Source organism: uncultured Imperialibacter sp., assembly GCF_963974565.1.
Taxonomy (GTDB): domain Bacteria; phylum Bacteroidota; class Bacteroidia; order Cytophagales; family Cyclobacteriaceae; genus Imperialibacter; species Imperialibacter roseus.
On sequence record NZ_CAXBCJ010000009.1, the window covers coordinates 115730 to 135605 of the forward strand.

Genomic DNA, 19876 nt, shown 5'->3' on the forward strand with positions numbered 1-19876 from the left:
GAAACTAAGCACCCAGGAAGTCTTCAATCGCTTCATACACCCTTTGTAACTCTTCCTCCGTTATCACATAAGGCGGCAACACATATATCACATTCCCCAGCGGCCTGAGCAAAATGTTTCTTTCCAGAAAAAAGGGCATCACCTTCGTGCGTATGTCATTGAAATAAGACGTATCACCTGTATTGATGTCCAGCGCCAGAATCGTACCGGTAACTCTCACGTCTTTTACCCTCGCATCGCCACCGATCTTCCCGGCAAAAGCCCGATGACTTCTTTCAATCATCTGACGCTGCCGTAGACACGATTCATCGAGCAACAGCTTCATGCTGGCAATGGCAGCGGCACACGCCAAAGGATTGGCGGTAAACGAATGTCCATGAAAGAAGGTCTTTGAAAGGTCCGCCGTTGCAAAAGCCTCCACAATAAAGTCAGCCACAGCGGTAACTCCCAGCGGCAAAAAACCTCCGGTAATCCCTTTCGACATGCACATCAGGTCGGGTTTGTGGGTAGTTTGGTCTGTGGCGAAAATGGTGCCTGTTCGCCCAAAGCCGGTCATTACTTCATCAGCAATACAGATCACTTTATTTCTCCGGGCAATGCTCATCAGCTCATCCAAAATGCCCACAGAATACATATTCATGCCTCCGGCACCCTGCACCAGTGGCTCAAAAATAAAGGCCGCTACTTCGCCGGTGGCAGTAAGTTCATTTAGTCGCTCAAACGCCTGATCCTTATTCTGTTCGGTAGGGAACGGAATAAAATCCACATCAAACAGTAAAGAACCGAATGGGGCGGTAAACCCTCCCCTGTCTCCCACAGCCATGGCCCCAAAAGTGTCGCCATGATAGGCACCTTCTATGGCTATCAATCGCTTCTTAGGGGTTCCCAGGTTGTGCCAGTATTGAAGAGCGAGCTTAATAGCCACTTCCACCGACGTGCTGCCATCATCGGAATAGAATACCTTAGAAAATTTATCCGGCAATAGGGCCAAAAGGCTTTCCGCTACCCGAATGGCCGGCTCATGCGTAAAGCCTGCAAAAATGACCTGCTCCAACTTCATGGCCTGGTCGGCAATAGCCAGGGCGATGTCTGGTTGCGCATGGCCGTGAATGTTTACCCACCACGATGACACTGCATCAAGGATTTTCCGCCCATCTTCGGTGTAAAGGTAGGCGCCCTCCCCTTTCGTAACTACTAATGGTGCAATGCCTCCCTCCAGGGGCGTGAAGGGGTGCCAAATAAGGGATTTGTCTATTTCTTGAAGCGATTTACTCATTTCCAGTTTTCATTCAATTGTGCTGCGTATTTCTTCACCACTTCCTTGTCTATTTTCTCCTCCTCCTTGATATGAAGAAGCACTGGCCATCCTGTTTTTGCCATAATGATTTGCTCACTCTCCGGATTGGAAGGACCATTGAAAATAATTCCCGCCACGGGCACCTTGTGCGCCTTGAGGTATTCTGCCGACAACAAGGTGTGATTGATGCTTCCCAAATAAAGATTGGCGACAAGGATGACCTCTGCCTTAAATTCTATGATCAAGTCGGAGACAAAATCGTAATCATTGAGCGGCACGAGCAAACCGCCCGCCCCTTCAATGATCAGACAATTGTCGGTTTGCGGCAACTTGATCTTCGTCATGCTTATTTCAACGCCATCGGCCTTCGCTGCCGCATGGGGTGAGGCTGGCGTGTTCAGCAGGTATGCCTCCGGGTGAAATTGCGTCTTCTCATTGCTCACCAGCGATTTTACCGTATCAGTGTCCCTGGGCAGTCCGGCCTGTATTGGCTTCCAGTAGTCGGCACGAAGTGCTTCACAAACAATGGCGCTGACCAGCGTCTTCCCGCTATCGGTACCAATTGCCGTCACAAAATACCTGCTTAGAGTGGCTGGCTTAAAATCTGACATAGTGCATTTATTTCTTCTTCTGTGTTATAGGTATGCAAGCAAATTCGCAGCCTCTCCTCTCCCTCTCTCACTGTAGGTGCTAAAATCGGGCGAACATCAAATCCCTTGCTCTGTAAGGCTTTTGCCATGGCTTTTGCCCTTTCATTGCCCTGCGCAACAATAGGTTGAATGGCTGTATTGCTCTGAATTCTCTTCATGTCAGTCTCCTCAGGAAACTGCTTTAAAAACAACGCTATCCTTTGTCTTAGTTCGGCTTGCAGATGCTGGTTTTTCGACAAGTAATTGAATGCCTGCTCAATAGCTACCAGACTATGCAAAGGCATCGCTGTAGTATAAATAAATGGTCGGCCAAAATTCACCAGATAATCAATCAGTTCCTGGCTACCCACTACCGCTGCGCCATGAACACCCATGGCTTTCCCAAACGTGTAAACCCTGGCAAAGAAATCATGTTCCAGGCCTAGAGAGCAAACCAAACCATTGCCTCCTTCTCCAAAAACTCCGGTACCATGCGCTTCATCTATGATCAACCTTGCTTCATATCTTTTACAAAGTGTTGCTATCTCCTTCAAGGGGGCAACGTCTCCATCCATAGAATACACCGATTCTACCACCACAAACTTATTGCCTTCAGCAGCTTTCAGCCTTCGTTCAAGGTCCTCCAGGTCGTTGTGCAGAAAGGCAAAAGTCTGGGCTTTGCTCAACCAGGCACCTTCCTTAAGGCAAACGTGTGAAAGCTGATCGTAGATAATAGTGTCTCCTTTTTGTGCTACCGAAGAAATCAGGCAAAGGTTGGCCTGATAGCCAGACCCAAAAACCAGTGCTGCCTCACCATTAAAAATGCCAGCCAGTTTTTGTTCCAACGCCATGGCAAAGTCGCTGTTGCCCGAAAGCAGCCTGGAGCCGGTGCCTCCGTGGGCTGGAGCTCCCAACTCGGCCAACCTGTTAGCTATCATTTGCCCAAGCGCTTGTGACCTGGCCAGGCCAAGGTAATCGTTTGAGGTAAAGTCGTGTGGTAACTGGATAGAAGGCAGAGAACGTAGATTGCCTTTGGTCTTACGCTCGTCCAACCTTTGCTGCATTTGAGGGGTGATGCTCTTCATAGCCACCACAAAAGTGGATGCTAAAGGCGGTATGCGCAAGGAATCAGGTAATTTGTTAATGCCATAAACCCACTAAATTGACCTTATCCTCCCGATAAATTAAGTAAGTCTGTTTTTTTTACCCGCTTCTAATAATGCAGCCACTTTTGTCGTTATTTGCATTCAGGACTAAAATTTTACAAAAATGATCAAAAAGACACTTTTCCTACTAGCTATTGTTGCCATGGCGGCGTCTGCCAATGCGCAAGACATTAAGATTGGGCCAAGAATAGGCCTTACATCATCGTCCATAAAGGTTGACAAGGAATCAACCGGCGCATCTTTGGGTGCCCAATTTGAAAGCGGCGATGCCAAAATCGGCTTCCAGGGTGGCGCATTTGCCCGGCTGGGTATAGCAGGCTTTTACTTACAGCCAGAATTGCTGTTTTCTGCAACAGGTGGCGAAATACATGTGAAAGACGTTTCTGCATCTTTGGACGAAACCAGAGAGCTTTCCTTTAAAAAATTGGATGTACCAATCATGTTTGGAAAGAAGTTCGCTAAAATTGTTCGTGTAAACGTTGGCCCGTCGTTTAGCTACCTGCTAAAAGCTGAATCAAAAGTGGGTGACATTACAACTGACGTGAAAAATAACTACAGCAACGCCACCGTCGGTTTTCAGGCAGGTGCTGGTCTTGATCTTGGCCCTCTTATACTTGATGTAAAATATGAGGGCAGCCTCAGCAAACTTGGCGATGCTGTTGGCGGTTACAACACCGACCAGCGTCAAAGCATGTGGGTGGTAGCGTTGGGATTCTCTTTCTTATAAGAAACAGCCTTCTAAACGGAACACAGGGGTGGAATTGACGATGGGTCGATTCCACCCTTTTCTTTTTGCCTATAAACGAATTTTTAATCCTCCATAGTAGTTCCTCGCCGGTGCCGGTTGATAGTTCCGGCCTCCAAATGCATTCAGGTCGTTGCCCCAGCTAAATTTCTGATCCAGCAGGTTATCTACGCCAGCAAACAGTTCCAAGCCCCATTTGCCTGAAGCAAGTTGGTTCTTCCAACCCAGTCGGCAAGTCACATTGCTGTAAGCATCGGCATATACAGTGTTATCGTCCCTCAATGGTATTTTATCGCTCCAGAACCAGCTCAAATTCGAATAGAAGTTGCCCTTAAAAGCAATATCCAATACTGTGGCAATTGTATTTGGCGCCACACCCGTCAGCTTGTTGCCTGAAAAGTCATCGTCACCTTTCTGATAATCTTCAAACCGAAAGTGATACCCCGTGTAGGCTACCTGGAGCTTGGAAGAAGCTACAAACGCCGCTGGGTTCTCTGACAAAACTCCGTTTACTTTCAACTCTATTCCTTTTTGGTTGGTATTACCAGCATTGTCAAACAGCACAACACCGTCCTGATTGGTGCGGGTTACAATTGTTCCTTTGAGCTTGAAATAGAAAGCAGTGGCATCCACAAACCATCTGTCTCCAATAATCGATGCCCTGTAGCCCAGTTCATAATTAATGCCTTTTTCCGCTGTCAGCTTTTTATTGATGCTCCCTTCGTTGGTTCGGACCTCGTCGATCGTCGGTGGCGAAAAACCGTTACTCAAAGAAGCATAAATGGACTGGCGATCGGATAGCTTCTTAAGCACTGCCAGCCTCGGCACCCAAATAGGGTCAAACGAGTTATTGTAAGTAAATACCGGCCCAACTTTCGACTGATCTCTATCGATATCAAATACCTGGTAGTTTCTGCTTAATCCGCCGGTAACCACCCACTCGCCTGGCAGATCTACATCCAGCTGCGCAAAGGCAAAGTATTGCTTGATCAGCAGGTCGTCGTGAAAACGGAGTGTGTCGGCCTTGCCCATCACATTGCCAAAGTTGTAGGCATTACTCCACCCCTGCTGCCACTCTCCTCCAAACGACAGGTGGGCCTGGGCTTCGCCTGCACTTTTGTGCCAAACAAATTTTGTCCTGCCACCCAGTCCTGAGTTAAATTCCCTTTTATAGTCGAGATTGAATGGGTTCTGGAAATCTACATATGAGTACAGAAGACTCGTTTTATTCTCAAAATTGTCGGAAATAACAATATCATTCACCACTCCAACAAACACCGACTTCTGGTCAATCGACGAGTTCCTGTCGACACTGCCTGGCCTGGCCTGGCGCCTGTCTTCGTTGAGTTGGTCCAGCGTAAGCCCCCCCGGGATACCGTAGTTGAGGTCGCTGAAAAATGAATGAACGGAAACGGTGTGGTTGGCCGATGGGAACAAATGCGCCGACACCTGCGCCACTTTTCTGTCCGTAAAAGACTGCTCCCGGTACCCGTCCGACTTAAGGGCAACACCTTTTACCTCTATCAGGCTCTTGTCACGGCGAACAGTTCCGGAAAACTGGTGTTTCCACAAACCGTAGCTGCCAGCCATGCTTTGCCAGACCAGGCCATTGCCCTTGATGTCTCTGGGATTGGCACTGCTGAGCAAAAGTGTTCCGCCTGTGCCTGCGCCATACACACTTCCGGATGGCCCCTTCAGCACCTCTACTCGTTCTGTGTTCGACAAGTCTAATATGTTCAATGGTGTGGTTCCGTTGGCTTCTGTAAAAGGCAAATCGTTCCAGTATACCTTCACATTTCTGACACCGAATGGAGATCTGATCGAACTACCCCTGATAGAAACCCGGTAGCTTGACGGCGCCCGCTCCTCCATCCGCACACCGGGTAGGGTATTGAGCGAGGGCACAAGGGAGGTTTCGCTGAATTTGGCCAGGTCGGCTGGCTGCAGGTAGGCTATCGGCGCTGCCTGATCGATCAACTCCCGTTCAAAATCAAAGCCTGTTACCTCTACAGCTTGCAGCATCTTTTCCAAAGGCTGCATGTACACCGTTTGGCCGGACTTACTGATGATCACTTTGGTGGAAATATAACTCACATGTGAAAGCAGTACTTCAACAGGCAATTCTGCTGACAAAGTAACCATTCCATTTTCACCGGCTATTGCCTGCCCGGATTGGAAGCTCACGACTGCTCCTTCTATCGGCCGATTGGTTTCAGCATCTATTACAAAAACACTTTGTTCGACTGCTTGCTGCGCCGGCTGAGCGACAAGCATTGCCCCGGGGAGTAAGAGAAAAGCCAGATACAGATGTTTCACTTTTATCAGTTTCAAATTGATCTACCGTTTTTAAGAGATTTCTGCCAAAAGTAATAACAAGCAGCCCACATTACTCATGAATTTACACGGGTTTGGCTTTTAAGTTGTTAAAAATTGTCTTTGCACGCTCAATGACAGCCAATTTTCGTAATTTCATTGAAAATAGCTTACTATCATTAAACATATCATACCTATGAAAACATTTTTTACTTTCAACCGCTTTATCGCCACATCAATAGCGATCGTGCTTCTCTCGTCTTGTGCTGCCAACAAAAAGGCCTCCACCACAGAAAGTAGTGATGACAGCGATACAATATCTATCAAAATGGACGACTCGTCTGACACTAAAGCCGGCAGTGTCTCATCGCTGAACAATAACAGCATGCAACTGGTGGACTACCTGCGCAGAATTCCGGGCTTGCAAATTGACCAGCGAGGCAGCACCGTAAATGTGATGGTGAGAGGTATGTCCTCTGTTGGAGGAAACAACAGCCCCTTGTATGTTATCAACAATACAGCCATAGGTAACAGCTATGCCGACGCTGTGAGTGCTGTTGATGTGAATGACATCAAAACTGTGAATGTTATCAAAGGGGCTGAAGGACAACAGATGTATGGCATGCGGGGAGCTAACGGCGTAATTCAGATTTTTACAAAGAAAAAATAAAGCAACGACAAAGTTGACTTATACTTCAGGAGGGTGAATCTTTGCTTTATGCAAAAAGATTCACCTTTCTTTGTTTCCGGAGTTCACCATATTGCCGTTATCTGCTCCGACTATCCGGCCTCGAAGAGATTCTATACCGAAATTCTGGGGTTTGAAACGCTTAGAGAGGTTTACAGGGAAGAGCGGGATTCGTGGAAGCTGGATTTAAAGATTAATGGGCTTTATCAAATAGAGCTTTTCTCTTTTCCCAATACGCCCCCGAGGCCTTCAAGGCCGGAGGCTTGCGGTTTAAGGCATCTGGCTCTCAAGGTCAGCGATATCGAGTCTGCGAAAAGTCACCTGGAGTCCAAAGGCGTTCTTTGTGAAGATCTTCGGGTTGATCCACACACCGGCAAAAGGTTTACGTTTTTCAGTGATCCGGATGATCTTCCTATTGAGTTCTACGAAGACTGATCAATGTATTTTCTCGTATAATTCCCTTTTTGCTTCTTCCTGCACAGGGCGTTCGTCCATCAAAATTTCGAAAACATTGTTCTTGATGTTGTGGGCTATGTCACCGGTGGGCAGGTCGTTGCAATCGACACCAAAAGGCTCCTCCACCTCTTCGGCCATCAGCTCAAGACCAAGCAATGCAAAGAAAATCACCATCACAAGTCCTATTGTATGATAGCCAAAGTCGGCAATCATCCCAAAAGGAAGCATGATGCCGTAAACCGTGATAAATAACTTGATATGCACGGCATAGGAAAATGGAATGGGTGTTTTTCGTATCCTTTCGCAGGCACCCAATATGTCAAGCAACGAGTTGTGGTGGATTTTCATATTGATGGCATCGGCCTCCGATAAAACACCAGCCTTCTGAAGCGCTGTCATTTTTTTGTAAAGCCACAAAGAAATGTGGTTGGGCTTGTGCTTTTTTGGGGTAAGCTCCGAAATCTCTTCATCAGACAACAGCAGCAAAGCGTCTGTTTTGACGCCGTCACGCAGATGATCCCTGAGTGCTATGCAAAAGTTTGCGATATGCTTTGCAAAGAATCTCCGGGTGTCTTTGTCATTGGCTGGCAGCAGGCTTTCCACCATGATGGCATAGTTGCGGCAGTTGTTCACCAGCGCACCCCACTGCTTGCGCCCCTCCCACCACCTGTCGTAGGCGGTGTTTGTTCGAAACACAAGGAGTATGCTTAAAATGACACCCAGAAGAGAGTAGATGCCCGAATGCAAATTTGATTCCAGACCGTAAAACTCATACACAAAACACACCAGACCAGTATAGGATCCTATCAGCAACACACCAAAAATGATTTTTTTCATTGTATAACTTCTGGTGAAGTTGACCATATCCTTTACCCAGAAGCGGTTAGATTCATATACTATCATAGCACGTTGGGTTTGGCTAAGTAAAACGACCCGTCAGCAAGCCTTCTTCCAAATTTGGGCTGCTGGCCTTGAGAAGTACGAAGAAAAAACTCAGGGTCTTTTCTTGTCTCACCTTCGTAATACAATTCGTTTCCTTCAAGCAAGCGTTGAATTGATGGTTTCATTAATTGATTTTCAGTTTACAATTACTGATTCAAACTAAGCAGAAACACCTTTGATTCAAATAAGTAGTGGAGTAAACAATTTTTCTTGTGTCCAATGAAGCCAAGCCGATTTTTATGAAACATAAAAAAAGCCAGTCCTTCCAAATATCTGCATATGGAAGAGCTGGCCATTCAAAGAAACCAGCCAGACTACTTTATATTCATACTCAACACCGGAAAATTGGAATGATAAACGAGCGTTTCGGTAACACCCAACAGATAATGCGGAATATGCCTGTTGCCGTGGGTCACCAGCGAAATCATGTCCGGCTTAGAAGCAAGGCTGTAGTTGAGAATTCCTCTGTCGGGCAACTGATGATTGTAAACGGCCTTACTGAATTTCACCCCGGGATACTTCGCTATAAATTTGTCCATTATCTGATTGATAGTGTCGTCATTCTTGAAGTCTGTCGGCGTGTTGATAAAGACCATTTCGATTTTTGCCTTCACCGCTTTGGCCACGTCCAAAATCTTCTCAAAGGAAGCATTGACGTTTTCCGCAAAATCTGAGGCAAACAGTATTTTTTTGAAAGTCTTCCCTTTGAAATTTTTCTTGATCGTGAGCACAGGGCATTGTGCCATTCTCATTGTCTTTTGTGCGTTGGAGCCAATAAACAACTCCTTCGGTTCGTCCGGCCCATGAGCTCCCATCACCACAAGGTCTGCTTTCACTTTCTTGTTCGCAAAGTGAACAATTTGCTCATAGATGTTTCCGGCGACAAGGTGAGTGTGAATCTTCAGTCCTTTGAGTAACGGCTTCCACGACTCTTTCTCCAGTTGACTTTCTGCTTTTTCTATATTTGCCAGCGTTTCAGGATACGACGCCCTTTTCTCTATTGGCAAATGCGCCCAGTCGATGTTGGTTCTTACTGAGTGAAGTAAATGTATCTCTGCTTTGGCCTGCCGGGCTATGAGTGCGGCCACCCTCAATGCATTGTTTGCGCTAGGTGAAAAATCGGTTGGAATGAGTATGTTTTTCATGACTAAATTGTTTATGCGTGAGAATTGGTACTTTGTCAAGCTAACCAATCATATAGTCTTCACTAAAAACTTTAATCACCTCAATTTCTGATTCTTATCACCTTGCAAACAGCAGCCTTCTTCGCACGATAACACAAATGCAGGCAGGTCTGGCTATTATCTTTAAGGTGTCCATAAGGATTTCGATCTAATCTCCTTACCTTTGCATTCCAATGAAAAAGGTGGCATTCTATACCTTAGGCTGTAAGCTCAACTATTCCGAGACCTCAACGATCGCACGGATGTTCGAAAACCGTGGCTATCAGAAGGTAGATTTTTCTGATTCTCCAGATATTTTTGTCATTAATACCTGCTCGGTGACGGAAAACGCCGACAAGAAATGTCGCAAAGTGGTGCAGGAGGCCAAGAAGATTTCTCCGGATTCGTACGTAACCATCGTTGGTTGCTATGCACAGCTGAAGCCGGTGGAAATATCGGAAATTCCCGGGGTGGATGCTGTATTGGGTGCTGCCGAAAAATTCCAGCTGATCGACTACCTCGATGGGTTCCAAAAGAAGGAGAAGCCTCAGGTGTTCGCTTCTGAAATCAAAGAAGCAAAGCGTTTCAATCACTCTTATTCATACGGCGACCGCACCCGCACTTTCCTCAAAGTGCAGGACGGCTGCAACTACGGCTGCGCCTTTTGCACCATTCCGCTGGCCCGTGGCAAAAGCCGCAGCGACAGTATACAGAACATAGTAGTGGCAGCACAGGAAATAGCTGCTACCGACGTAAAGGAGGTGGTGCTCACCGGTGTTAATATTGGTGACTTTGGCATTCAGGATGGACGCAGGGTGGAGAAGTTTCTGGATCTAGTTAAAGCATTGGATGAGGTGGACGGTATTGATCGTTTCCGCATTTCCTCCATAGAGCCCAATTTGCTTACCAAAGACATCATCAGCTTTGTCGCAAAATCCAAAAGATTTGTGCCCCACTTCCATATCCCTCTTCAGTCGGGCTCCAACAAGATTTTGCAGCGCATGAACCGCCGCTACCTTCGGGAGCTTTATGCTGAACGGGTAGCTACCATCAAAAAACTAATGCCTCATTGCTGCATCGGGGTAGATGTCATCGTGGGCTTCCCTGGTGAAACGGAAGAAGACTTTCTTGAAACGTATCAGTTCCTGAATGAGCTGGACATCTCCTACCTGCACGTGTTCACCTATTCCGAAAGAGCCAACACCGATGCCATTGAAATGGATGGCGTGGTGCCCATGAAGGACCGTAACAAACGCTCCAAAATGCTCCGCTCCCTTTCTGAAAAGAAGCGCCGTAACTTCTACGAAGAAAACCTGGGGGGACAGTTCACCGTGCTGTTTGAGGAAGACATTGAAGAAGGTATGATGCACGGCTTCACCGAAAATTACATCCGGGTGGCTGCCAAATACGACCCCATTCTGATCAACGAGACCAAAAAAGTGGAGTTGCGTGAAATCAACGACCGTGGTGTTGTGGAAGTAACAGAAGCTGAAGAAGAGATACTGGTTCATTAACCTTTCTTCGATACGGTTCTGCCTGCACCAATTTTTTTTCTCTTCAATTCTACATCACCAACCATTATTCACGGGGAGGGGTCTTATAGTCCAAAGCTTAATCCCCTTGTTATGAAACACCTACTGGCCAATATCAACAGGCTTACCTGGGTGAGCCTGTTTGTTACTACTTTCATCAGCGGCTGTTCAACCGAAGAACCCGTTAGCAATATTCCTAACCTTCGAACGCTGTCGGTGCCGGAAGAACAAGTGGCATCGGCATCGAACAATTTTTCGTTCGATGTTTTTTACCAAATCAACAAGCAACATCAGAGCGACAATATCTTCATCTCCCCTTTTAGCATCAGCGCTGCTCTTTCTATGACTGCCAACGGTGCGGAAGGCGACACAAAATCAGCCATCAAGCAAGTGATTGGCAATGCTGACGTGGCAGATGATGACATGAACGAGGCTTACAAAGGCTTGCAGGGTTTTCTGCTCGATGTAGACAAAAAAGTGGCTCTCGAAATAGCCAACAGCAACTGGTATACAAAGGAATACACCATCAAGAGTGCTTTTAAGGAGATTTTGCTCAACTATTACAACGCCGAAGTAAAATCTGCCGATTTCAGAGCACCGACCACAGTAGGCGACATCAACGGTTGGATTGAAGACAAAACCAACGGCAAGATTCGGGATATGCTGGATCGCATCCCGGACGACGCCGTGATGTACCTCATCAATGCCATTTATTTCAAAGCCGACTGGCAGTATAAGTTCGATGACTCAAAAACTACGAAGGCAACATTCTACGCACCTACCGGTGAAACCGAGGTCGACATGATGTTTTCGAAAGGAGCCAGGATTAACTATCGCTACGGTGAAGATTTCACCATGGTAGATATCCCTTACGGCAATGGACAGTACAGCATGACCATTTTTATGCAGGCCGGAAGCAGAAGTATCAACCAAATAATTGAAACATTTGACGGCGCAACGTTTGCCGACTACCTCGACAAGGCAGACACCATCACAGCAGAGCTCTACCTGCCCAGGTTTAAACTACAATTCAAAGAGGAGCTTAAAGAGACACTCTCCGACATGGGCATGGGTATCGCTTTTTCCGACAAGGCCGACTTTTCCAATCTGTTTGATGAGAAACTGGCTCTGGTTATCAGCCGTGTGCTGCATCAATCATTCATAGAGGTAAATGAAAAAGGCTCGGAAGCAGCGGCCGCCACCATCGTTGAAATGGTGGAATTGTCGTCAAACTCCACCCCTCACCCGAGAATCTTTCGAGTCGACCGGCCTTTTGCTTTTTTTATCAGAGAAAAGCACAGCAACGTGATCCTTTTTGCTGGCAAAATGTTGTCTCCAACCAATAATTAGCGCTCACCTCCGCCTGTTCTCCAACGAGGCCAGCGAGCCAAAAATCAAGATACCATACTCACGCTATGCGAGTAATTCAATATTTTTTTAACAAATTAGTTTATAATATAAACTAATTTACTATACATTCGTATAAGCATAGAAAACCACATATATGAAAGAAGAACTCACACATCAGGAAAGCCTGGATTTGATCACCGAGATGATCAAACAGGCGAAAAGGAATGTAGCGAAAGGAGGAAGTAAGCAAATACTTCTGTGGGGCTGGACTATTGCCCTTGCCAATTTTGGACATTACTTTTTGGCTATGGCGGGTATTCCATCCCCCTACATAATTTGGCTCATTACCATTCCAGCGGCCGTTACCTCGGCGGTCATAGGCACGAAGATGAGGCAAAGTGGAGCTACTGGCCATATAGACAGCGTGTATGCCAAAGTATGGATAGCAGCGGGCATTAGCATTGTTATCTGTTTATCTATGATGCACAAAATCAACTTTAACCACAATGCTGTGATTCTCCTGATTGCAGGAATGGGGATGTTCATCACGGGTAGCTTGTTAAGATTCACACCAATTTTACTTGGAAGCTTTGTGTTATGGCTAGCGGCATTAATTTCGTTTAATTTGCCTGAAATTCAGCAGTACGTCGTGGCAGGCAGCGCCATCATTTTAGGTTACCTGATCCCCGGATACTTACTTAAAAGAGCCGAACGTGGATAATTTTGAGCCATTAGATCCCCTATTGCATTCGCAATTGCGTTTGGCGGTGATGTCGCTGCTGATAAGCCTGGAGGACGCCGAATTTACCTTCATCAAGGAAAAGACACAGGCGACTGCCGGCAACCTCAGTGTGCAGCTCGACAAGTTGGAGCAGGCCGGATACATCAGCATCTCCAAGTCTTTCAAAGGCAAAAGACCCTTAACGACTTGTAAGATTACCACAACAGGCATTAAAGCTTTCGAAGCTTATGTTACGGCTTTGAAGAAGTACCTCCCATAATTTTTTTATCAATTTAGTTTATAAAATAAACTTATTTATAACCATGCAAACTATCACTCATTTAATACTCGTCATATTACTCGTTCCCGTCATAGGTTGGGCGCAGGCGCCTGAAACAGATGCTTTAGCTAAAGCCGAGGTTACGAAGCTTGGCTTCATCACCGGACGCTGGGAAGGGAAAGGATGGATGTACGGACAAGACAGGGTCAGGCGAGAGTTTGATCAGGTGGAAGACATCAAATTCAAACTCGACAGTACAGCCATACTGATTGAAGGAAAAGGTTCTTCCGGCGGCAAAAACGTTCACAATGCCATGGCAATTATTACATTCAACAAGAGTGATAACAACTACTCCTTTTACTCCTACCTTTCCACAGGACAAAAGGGTGAGTTCAAAGGCGAATTAATCGGAGAGGAATTTTACTGGTACCCCGCTGAAAATATGAGATACATTATCTCCATTAACGGCAAGGGCCAGTGGTATGAGAAGGGGGAGATCAATATGGGCACATCATGGTTTCAGTTTTTTGAAATGACTTTGGACAAGGTTGGAGATTGATACCCCAGCCCCCCCCAATGGAGGTAGCCTGACTTAAGAAGTCGGGCTACCTAATACCACTTGAACACTTTCATGCCGACTGACATGCACACCAGCCCAAGCCCTGCGAGCACTCCGACAGGCAACACGATCTGGCTCCACCCAGCCCCTTCAATAAAGATGGCCCGGGCTGTGTCGGCAAAAATGGTCAGCGGAAACAGCCTGATAATGCTCACTGCCCATTCAGGAAAGCCGTGGTAGCTAAAAAAGATACCGGATAGAATCATCATTGGCATTACTACAGCATTCAAAATGCCATTACCGACATAGGTGTTGTTTGTTCTTGAAGCCGTAAGAATAGCTATACCAGCAAAGGCGATGGTGCCCGACAGAAACAAAACGACAAGTGCTGAAAAGCTCCCCTCAAGGTGTATATCAAAAAACAACCATGAGAAGCCTATAAGAAGCGCAGCTTCTATGGCGCTCATCATGGTGCGTGCAATCAACAGCGCCGCCATAAATTGTGTCTTTCGCATCGGAGTAGCCACCATTCTGCGTAGCAGCATCTTGGATCTTTTCTCAATCAGTCCATAACTGATCCCCCACATGCACGACATCATCACACCCATGGCCATTAGTCCGGGCACCAGAAAGTCGATGTACCTGCTTCCTATTTCCTTCAAAGGCACCACATCCTCTCCACTTGACAGTGTTTCGTTTCCGTTGAGCACTGCGGTGAGATTGATGTAGGCCAACTGCGCTTCGGGGTTCAGTGGATCAAAATGATACTGATACTTGTCCCCTTCCTTCTTCACGATCAGATCAACTGTTCCTCTTTTTAGTAGCACCAACCCTTCATCAAACCCTACATTCAGGAACTCATAATTGGTAAAGCCCGTGGTTTCGTTGCCCACTTTCTTCGTCCAGCTCTTTTCTTCGGTTTCCTCATTCCCAACAAAGGCGATCTTTTGATTCAGTTCTCCTTTTTGAGTGAATGCGAGACCAAGTCCGCCTGCCATCAACACTGGGAAAAAGACGGCCCAAAACACAGCTCCCGGCTGCCGAAGAAATTCTCTGAAGTTGGTCAGTATCAAAAGTATAATCGGATGCTTCATCTCTTTATTGATTAATATGGCGGCCAGTCATCGAAGTGAATAAATCGTCGAGTGTCAACTTCCGGCATTCCAGCGAATCGATTCTGATCTTCTCTTTTTGCACGTAAAGCAGAAAGTCTGGCAAGAACTTCACTATGTCGGTAACCAAAAGCTCGCCACTGAGCGTATCCTTCTCAAAAGTGTAGTTTAAAATGGCCTGCTGTCCCGGCAACGCTTCTTTTTCCAGCGGCCTGTCAATGCTAAAGTCAATAATTTCCCCTTTCACGTGCTTTGAGAGCAGCTGCTTCAAAGTGCCTTCAGCCAATATACTCCCCTGGTCCATGATCACAATTCTATCGCACAAATAGGCTGCTTCCTCCATGTAGTGCGTGGTGAGGATCAGCGTAGTGCCCTTTCTTTTTCTGAGGTTCAAAAGGATGTCCCAAAGTTCTCTTCTGGCATTCGGATCAAGGCCAGTGGTGGGTTCATCCAGGAGTAAAATCTCCGGTTCATTTAATAGCGAGATGCCCAATGCCATTCTCTGCCGTTGGCCTCCCGAGAGTTTGTCTGTGAAAGCCTTCTGCTTTTCAGTCAGGTTCACTAGTTCAAGCACCTTCTCTACTCTTTCGCTGCCCAAGCCGTAAAAGCTGGCAAAAAGCTCAAGTGTTTCTCGTACCCGAAGTTTCTCGATAAAGCGGGTTTCCTGAAGGGAAAGCCCAATGATTTGATGCAATTTCCTGGCATTTTCGGCCCAGGTCATACCCTTGAGTTTGATTTCTCCCGAGTCGGGCTTTTGAATGCCTTCGATCATCTCAACCAGGGTTGTTTTTCCAGCACCATTTGGGCCAAGCAAGGCCACAAATTCCCCCTTGTAAATGGTGAGGTCTATGCCGTTGACAGCTTTCACATCTTTGAAGTGCTTGATGACTCCAGCGACTTCAATCTGAACTTCCTTCATACCACGAAAAATAAATAAGGATTGCAGTAGGCAATTTATGAAGACTTTCTGAAGACCACACAAAAAAATGGACGACGATCCACTCTATCCCCGGAAAGAACTAATGGGTCGAAAAAACCAAGTATTCATACTTACCGAATCCTTGACGATCAAGTGCTTCGGCGAGAAAATCGACGTAAGTTCGACCGTCAAGCCTCTTTGTGCAGCTGAGTTCATAGATGGAAAAATCGTCAATCTCCAATCCAGATTCTTTCTCGTAGACAATATTGGCAACAACTGGTATTCTAACGTTAGCTCCTGCATCGCCATAAACAGTCCAGGACATGCCAGCTTGTCCGTCGGCAGAAGAGTAGAGCCATTGAGCACTCTTATAGGTGTAATCGAAAGAGGCGTCGAAACTGAATCCCTTAGTCGTCCGGTCAACTATAGAAAGGGTAAATGATGGAAATTCCACATCGAGCGCAGGTTCCCCATGCTTATGGTAGGTGATATGGGAAGGGCCATAAAATTCATTGAACTTGGTAGAGTAGGAATCATACCCTTGTATGTAGCCCAGCGAAGTTTCGGTACTGTACAAAAATGAATCGTAGGCATCACTCAGGAAATAACCTCTCCCGTCATTAAAGTACCCGATCGTTCTGCTATCCTCGTGAAACTCAGCAGGAATCTCTATTATTTGATCATACTCCTGAAATGAATCAAAATCAATCACAAGATTTTCATTCGGTAACATCGCCGCCACCTTCAAATAAACTCTCTGGCCACCTCTAAATCCCGTCATCAGTAGCTCTTGTGGGTCTTTATACATATTAATAGTGGCCAAAAGCCCTGATTCAGTAACAGAGCGGTCGTTAAGCGGCGACCCTGAAGTACCAGGAGAAAACTTAATTGACTCATCGGGAGGCATTGACTCATGATAGTTAACTATTTCAATGGTGGCAGTACCGATAACCTCCGGTGCTTCATATTCATCCTGGGCTGCAATTGTTAGGGTTAGACCAGGGTTAATCCCAAGATAGGTAACTGCTGAAGCGACTCCCGAGCCACTTGAACCAGGTATGAAAACCGTCACATCAATCGCTTCAAGGGTTACGGGCCCCTTCAGTTCAAACACTTCACCATTTTTGCATTTGTGACTATCCAACACTTTTCCTGAAGGTTCTGAAATATACACCCACTGTTCCTGCCCTTCATTTATCGCATTTTCCTCTACCATTATAGTAAGCAAGGACAACCCTTCAGATTCTTTTTCACAAGAAAAACATAAAATACCAAGAGCAGAAACAATACAAAGTGATAACTTCCTTGTCATGGAGTTGAATTGTGGTAGAATTCAATTTAATAAAATATCTCCTCTCATAAAATACTTTGCCTTCGAAACTACCCTTAGTGCATACACTACCTCACCAAATGCGACTGCCACTACATGCCAGATCATCACAACGATGAATGGGAGAAAAGAGTCCATCTCATCTCAACAGCAAAAAAAGTTGTTTTGTAGTCTTCTCATAAACGAGAAAAATCCACGTCTTTTCTGCAACCTTTCACCTCCAGCGAGGTACTCTAGGCTAAAAGAACCTCAAGGCCATGCTCAAAAACTACTTCCTGGTAGCGCTGAGAACCATCAAGCGCAACAAAATCTATAGCACCATCAATATTTTCGGTCTCTCTTTGGGTATCGCCTCCAGCATCCTTATCCTGATGTGGGTCAACGATGAGCTTACTTACAACAGCTCGCACGAAAACCTCAACTCCATTTTTCGGGTGATGGAAAACCAACACTATTCAGACAGAATTGGCACCACGTCTTCCACGCCGGGCCCACTGTCTCCCTATCTCAAAGCCACCTACCCGGAGGTTAAATATGCCTCCAGGCTTACCTGGCCTACCGAAAACCTCTTCAATATCGAGGAAGCGTCCTACTACGAATCAGGGCGCTATGTGGATGCCGACTTCCTGGAGATGTTTACCTTCAAGTTCATCGAAGGCTCGGCTGCCACAGCATTCAGAGATAAAAACTCGGTAGTTCTCACCGAAACAATGGCCAAAAAGTACTTCGGAAATGAGCCTGCCACTGGTCAAACTTTCCGCTTTAACAATAAGGATAACCTACAAGTGACCGGCGTGGTGGAAGACTGGCCAAAAAACAGCGACTTTGGTGGGTTTGCCTACCTGCTCAACTTTGACAAGTTCATGGATGAGAACAAACAATGGCTCGACCAGTGGGGCAACAACAACGTCTCCACGTTTGTGCAGCTACAAAGCGGGCAGGACTGGGAAGCTTATTCTGCCAAAATAAACAGGCTGCTCGATGAGAAAAATGAGAACAACTCCATCGAACTGTTTCTGTACCCCGCCACGAAAATGCACTTGTATGGCAGCTTTGAAAATGGCGTGCAGGACGGCGGGCGCATCCGCTACGTGAAAATTTTTGCCATCATTGCTGTTTTTCTTTTGCTCATTGCATGTATCAACTTCATGAACTTATCTACTGCCCTGGCGGTAAAGCGAAGCAAAGAAGTAGCGTTGCGAAAGGTAGTTGGTGCTTTCAGGAAACACCTGATTTACCAATTCCTTACCGAGTCTGTTGTGTTTTCGATTTTGGGCGGCATGCTTGCCATGGCGTTGGTACTGCTGCTAATGCCCGTTTTCAATGAAATTTCTGACAAGAGCCTCGTGTTGGATTTCAGCATGCAAACCGTCTTGCTCTTTGTTGGCACGATCCTTTTCACCGGCTTTGTGGGCGGTAGCTACCCAGCGTTTTACATCGCCCGTTTTGAACCAGCAAAAGTTCTAAAAGGCCAACTGAAGAGTGGTAAGGCCGCTGTGAGGTTCAGGAAGGTGCTGGTCACCACGCAGTTTGTGCTCTCTATCATCATGATCTTCTGCACCGTGGTAGTGTATCAGCAACTTTGGTATGTTCAAAATCAGGACACCGGCTTCAACAAGGAAGGGATCATTTACATTGAAATGCAGGAGAACATGGCAGAAAAATATGACCTGATACAAGATCAACTTCTACAAGACCCGTCCATTCTGGCGGTTAGTGAAAGCAGCTTTTCACCCCTTTCAATTGGCAACTCCACCTGGGGGCTCGACTGGCCTGGCAAAGATCCACAAGAGCGCATTCTGTTCAGTAACTTTGCCATCGACGGTTCTTACATCGAAACCATGGGACTCACCCTGGTTGGTGGGCGTACGTTTGACAAAACCATGGCCACCGACACTGCCAACATCATTATCAATGAATCGGCAGCCCGCAAAATGGGCTTCGAGCCTTTGGAAGCTGTAGATCAGCCCATCACCGTTTGGGGAGAAAGAAAAGGGCACATCATTGGGGTGGTGAAGGACTACAACTACAGCTCGTCTCACTCTGTCATCAGGCCTATGTTCATGATGTTCGAAAAGGACTGGTGCAGCTATATCATCGTGCGGGCCAAGCCACAACAGTACACAGCTGCCATTGATGCCCTTAACAGCATTTATACTACTTACGCCCCGGCCTACCCGTTCGAATATCGCTTCCTCGACGTTGACTGGGCGGAATTCTATGAAAATGAAGAGCGCACCGGCCAGCTGTTTCAAGGCTTCGCCTGGCTGTCGATATTCATTTCTTGTCTGGGGTTATTTGGCCTGGCTGCTTTCGCCATTCAGCAGCGCACCAAGGAGATTGGCGTACGGAAGGTGCTTGGCGCCTCCACTTCTTCAATTATCACACTCACTGTGAAAGACTTTGCTCTGCTGGTCATTATAGCGGCAGTGATAGGCTCTCCCCTTGCCTGGTACCTGATGGATCAGTGGCTGACCGACTTTGCCTTTCATGTCGACATCAGTGTGCTGGTGCCGCTGGCAGCCATGCTGCTGGCCCTGGTGATCGCTATCGTAACGGTCGGCTTCCACTCGATCAGGGCTGCACGGACTAATCCGGTGGATGCGCTTCGCTATGAGTAATTGCTGAGGCATGAGTAATTAAAGAGGTTACTATCTGCGGTACCGCAGATAGT

General features: G+C 46.5%; 19 protein-coding genes. 9 read left to right on the forward strand and 10 right to left on the reverse strand.

From position 1 onward, the window contains the following. Positions 1 to 4 precede the first annotated feature (4 nt). From bioA to AAC052_RS14445, 3 genes are read right to left on the reverse strand one after another with little or no spacing between them, the layout of a single operon-like run. Entirely contained in the window at positions 5 to 1276 is a 1272-nt protein-coding gene (gene bioA / locus AAC052_RS14435) for an adenosylmethionine--8-amino-7-oxononanoate transaminase (protein WP_339814081.1), read from the reverse strand. After that, positions 1273 to 1908, reverse strand: coding sequence for a dethiobiotin synthase (gene bioD, locus AAC052_RS14440; RefSeq protein WP_339814083.1), 636 nt, complete (start codon positions 1906 to 1908; stop codon positions 1273 to 1275). The genes bioA and bioD overlap by 4 nt, the downstream gene beginning before the upstream one ends. Beyond that, positions 1881 to 3011 carry an 8-amino-7-oxononanoate synthase gene (locus AAC052_RS14445; RefSeq protein WP_339814084.1) on the reverse strand — a complete coding sequence of 377 codons (1131 nt, stop codon included), beginning with the start codon at positions 3009 to 3011 and terminating at the stop codon, positions 1881 to 1883. Before AAC052_RS14445 ends, bioD begins: the two co-directional genes overlap by 28 nt. Before the next feature lie 184 nt (positions 3012 to 3195). Here AAC052_RS14445 and AAC052_RS14450 point away from each other — a divergent pair, with 184 nt between their 5' ends. Beyond that, positions 3196 to 3819, forward strand: a complete 624-nt coding sequence (locus AAC052_RS14450; RefSeq protein ID WP_317487202.1) for a porin family protein — start codon at positions 3196 to 3198, stop codon at positions 3817 to 3819. Between the two features lie 69 nt (positions 3820 to 3888). On the opposite strand, the gene AAC052_RS14455 is transcribed toward AAC052_RS14450, so the two are convergent. Beyond that, entirely contained in the window at positions 3889 to 6153 is a 2265-nt protein-coding gene (locus AAC052_RS14455; protein ID WP_339814087.1) for a TonB-dependent receptor plug domain-containing protein, read from the reverse strand. A 193-nt stretch (positions 6154 to 6346) separates the two neighbouring features. Between AAC052_RS14455 and AAC052_RS14460 the strand changes: the two genes are divergently transcribed. Then, a complete protein-coding gene (locus AAC052_RS14460; RefSeq protein ID WP_317487204.1) occupies positions 6347 to 6820 on the forward strand; it encodes a TonB-dependent receptor plug domain-containing protein in 474 nt (157 codons plus the stop codon). A 48-nt stretch (positions 6821 to 6868) separates the two neighbouring features. Then, the gene (locus tag AAC052_RS14465; RefSeq protein WP_317487205.1) at positions 6869 to 7273 is read left to right on the forward strand and encodes a VOC family protein; all 405 of its coding nucleotides are present in this window, start codon (positions 6869 to 6871) and stop codon (positions 7271 to 7273) included. On the opposite strand, the gene AAC052_RS14470 is transcribed toward AAC052_RS14465, so the two are convergent. The 3 genes from AAC052_RS14470 to AAC052_RS14480 form a co-directional block, all read right to left on the reverse strand. After that, complete coding sequence (locus AAC052_RS14470) at positions 7274 to 8197, reverse strand: bestrophin family ion channel (protein ID WP_317487206.1); 924 nt, start codon at positions 8195 to 8197, stop codon at positions 7274 to 7276. Continuing rightward, positions 8194 to 8361, reverse strand: coding sequence for a hypothetical protein (locus AAC052_RS14475; protein WP_339814090.1), 168 nt, complete (start codon positions 8359 to 8361; stop codon positions 8194 to 8196). The genes AAC052_RS14470 and AAC052_RS14475 overlap by 4 nt, the downstream gene beginning before the upstream one ends. A gap of 189 nt (positions 8362 to 8550) precedes the next feature. After that, positions 8551 to 9381: a universal stress protein gene (locus AAC052_RS14480; protein WP_317487207.1), complete on the reverse strand. Its 831-nt coding sequence runs from the start codon at positions 9379 to 9381 to the stop codon at positions 8551 to 8553. A gap of 212 nt (positions 9382 to 9593) precedes the next feature. On the opposite strand from AAC052_RS14480, the gene mtaB reads away from it, so the two are divergent. The 5 genes from mtaB (at position 9594) to AAC052_RS14505 (ending at position 13841) form a co-directional block, all read left to right on the forward strand. Beyond that, positions 9594 to 10913, forward strand: coding sequence for a tRNA (N(6)-L-threonylcarbamoyladenosine(37)-C(2))-methylthiotransferase MtaB (gene mtaB, locus AAC052_RS14485; protein WP_317487208.1), 1320 nt, complete (start codon positions 9594 to 9596; stop codon positions 10911 to 10913). A gap of 111 nt (positions 10914 to 11024) precedes the next feature. Continuing rightward, positions 11025 to 12281 carry a serpin family protein gene (locus AAC052_RS14490; RefSeq protein WP_339814091.1) on the forward strand — a complete coding sequence of 419 codons (1257 nt, stop codon included), beginning with the start codon at positions 11025 to 11027 and terminating at the stop codon, positions 12279 to 12281. 154 nt (positions 12282 to 12435) lie between these two features. Further along, positions 12436 to 13002 (forward strand): hypothetical protein, encoded by a 567-nt coding sequence (locus AAC052_RS14495; protein WP_339814092.1) that lies wholly within the window; start codon positions 12436 to 12438, stop codon positions 13000 to 13002. Continuing rightward, positions 12995 to 13282 carry a transcriptional regulator gene (locus AAC052_RS14500; RefSeq protein ID WP_201568274.1) on the forward strand — a complete coding sequence of 96 codons (288 nt, stop codon included), beginning with the start codon at positions 12995 to 12997 and terminating at the stop codon, positions 13280 to 13282. Before AAC052_RS14495 ends, AAC052_RS14500 begins: the two co-directional genes overlap by 8 nt. A 43-nt stretch (positions 13283 to 13325) precedes the next feature. After that, complete coding sequence (locus AAC052_RS14505) at positions 13326 to 13841, forward strand: hypothetical protein (protein WP_339814094.1); 516 nt, start codon at positions 13326 to 13328, stop codon at positions 13839 to 13841. 50 nt (positions 13842 to 13891) lie between these two features. On the opposite strand, the gene AAC052_RS14510 is transcribed toward AAC052_RS14505, so the two are convergent. The 3 genes from AAC052_RS14510 to AAC052_RS14520 all read right to left on the reverse strand — a co-directional run bounded on the left by AAC052_RS14510 (position 13892) and on the right by AAC052_RS14520 (position 17184). Next, positions 13892 to 14935, reverse strand: coding sequence for an ABC transporter permease (locus AAC052_RS14510; protein WP_339814095.1), 1044 nt, complete (start codon positions 14933 to 14935; stop codon positions 13892 to 13894). A gap of 4 nt (positions 14936 to 14939) precedes the next feature. After that, positions 14940 to 15872, reverse strand: coding sequence for an ABC transporter ATP-binding protein (locus AAC052_RS14515; protein ID WP_339814097.1), 933 nt, complete (start codon positions 15870 to 15872; stop codon positions 14940 to 14942). A gap of 100 nt (positions 15873 to 15972) precedes the next feature. Continuing rightward, positions 15973 to 17184 (reverse strand): hypothetical protein, encoded by a 1212-nt coding sequence (locus tag AAC052_RS14520; RefSeq protein WP_339814099.1) that lies wholly within the window; start codon positions 17182 to 17184, stop codon positions 15973 to 15975. A gap of 275 nt (positions 17185 to 17459) precedes the next feature. Between AAC052_RS14520 and AAC052_RS14525 the strand changes: the two genes are divergently transcribed. Beyond that, positions 17460 to 19823 carry an ABC transporter permease gene (locus AAC052_RS14525; protein ID WP_339814101.1) on the forward strand — a complete coding sequence of 788 codons (2364 nt, stop codon included), beginning with the start codon at positions 17460 to 17462 and terminating at the stop codon, positions 19821 to 19823. Positions 19824 to 19876: the final 53 nt, after the last annotated feature.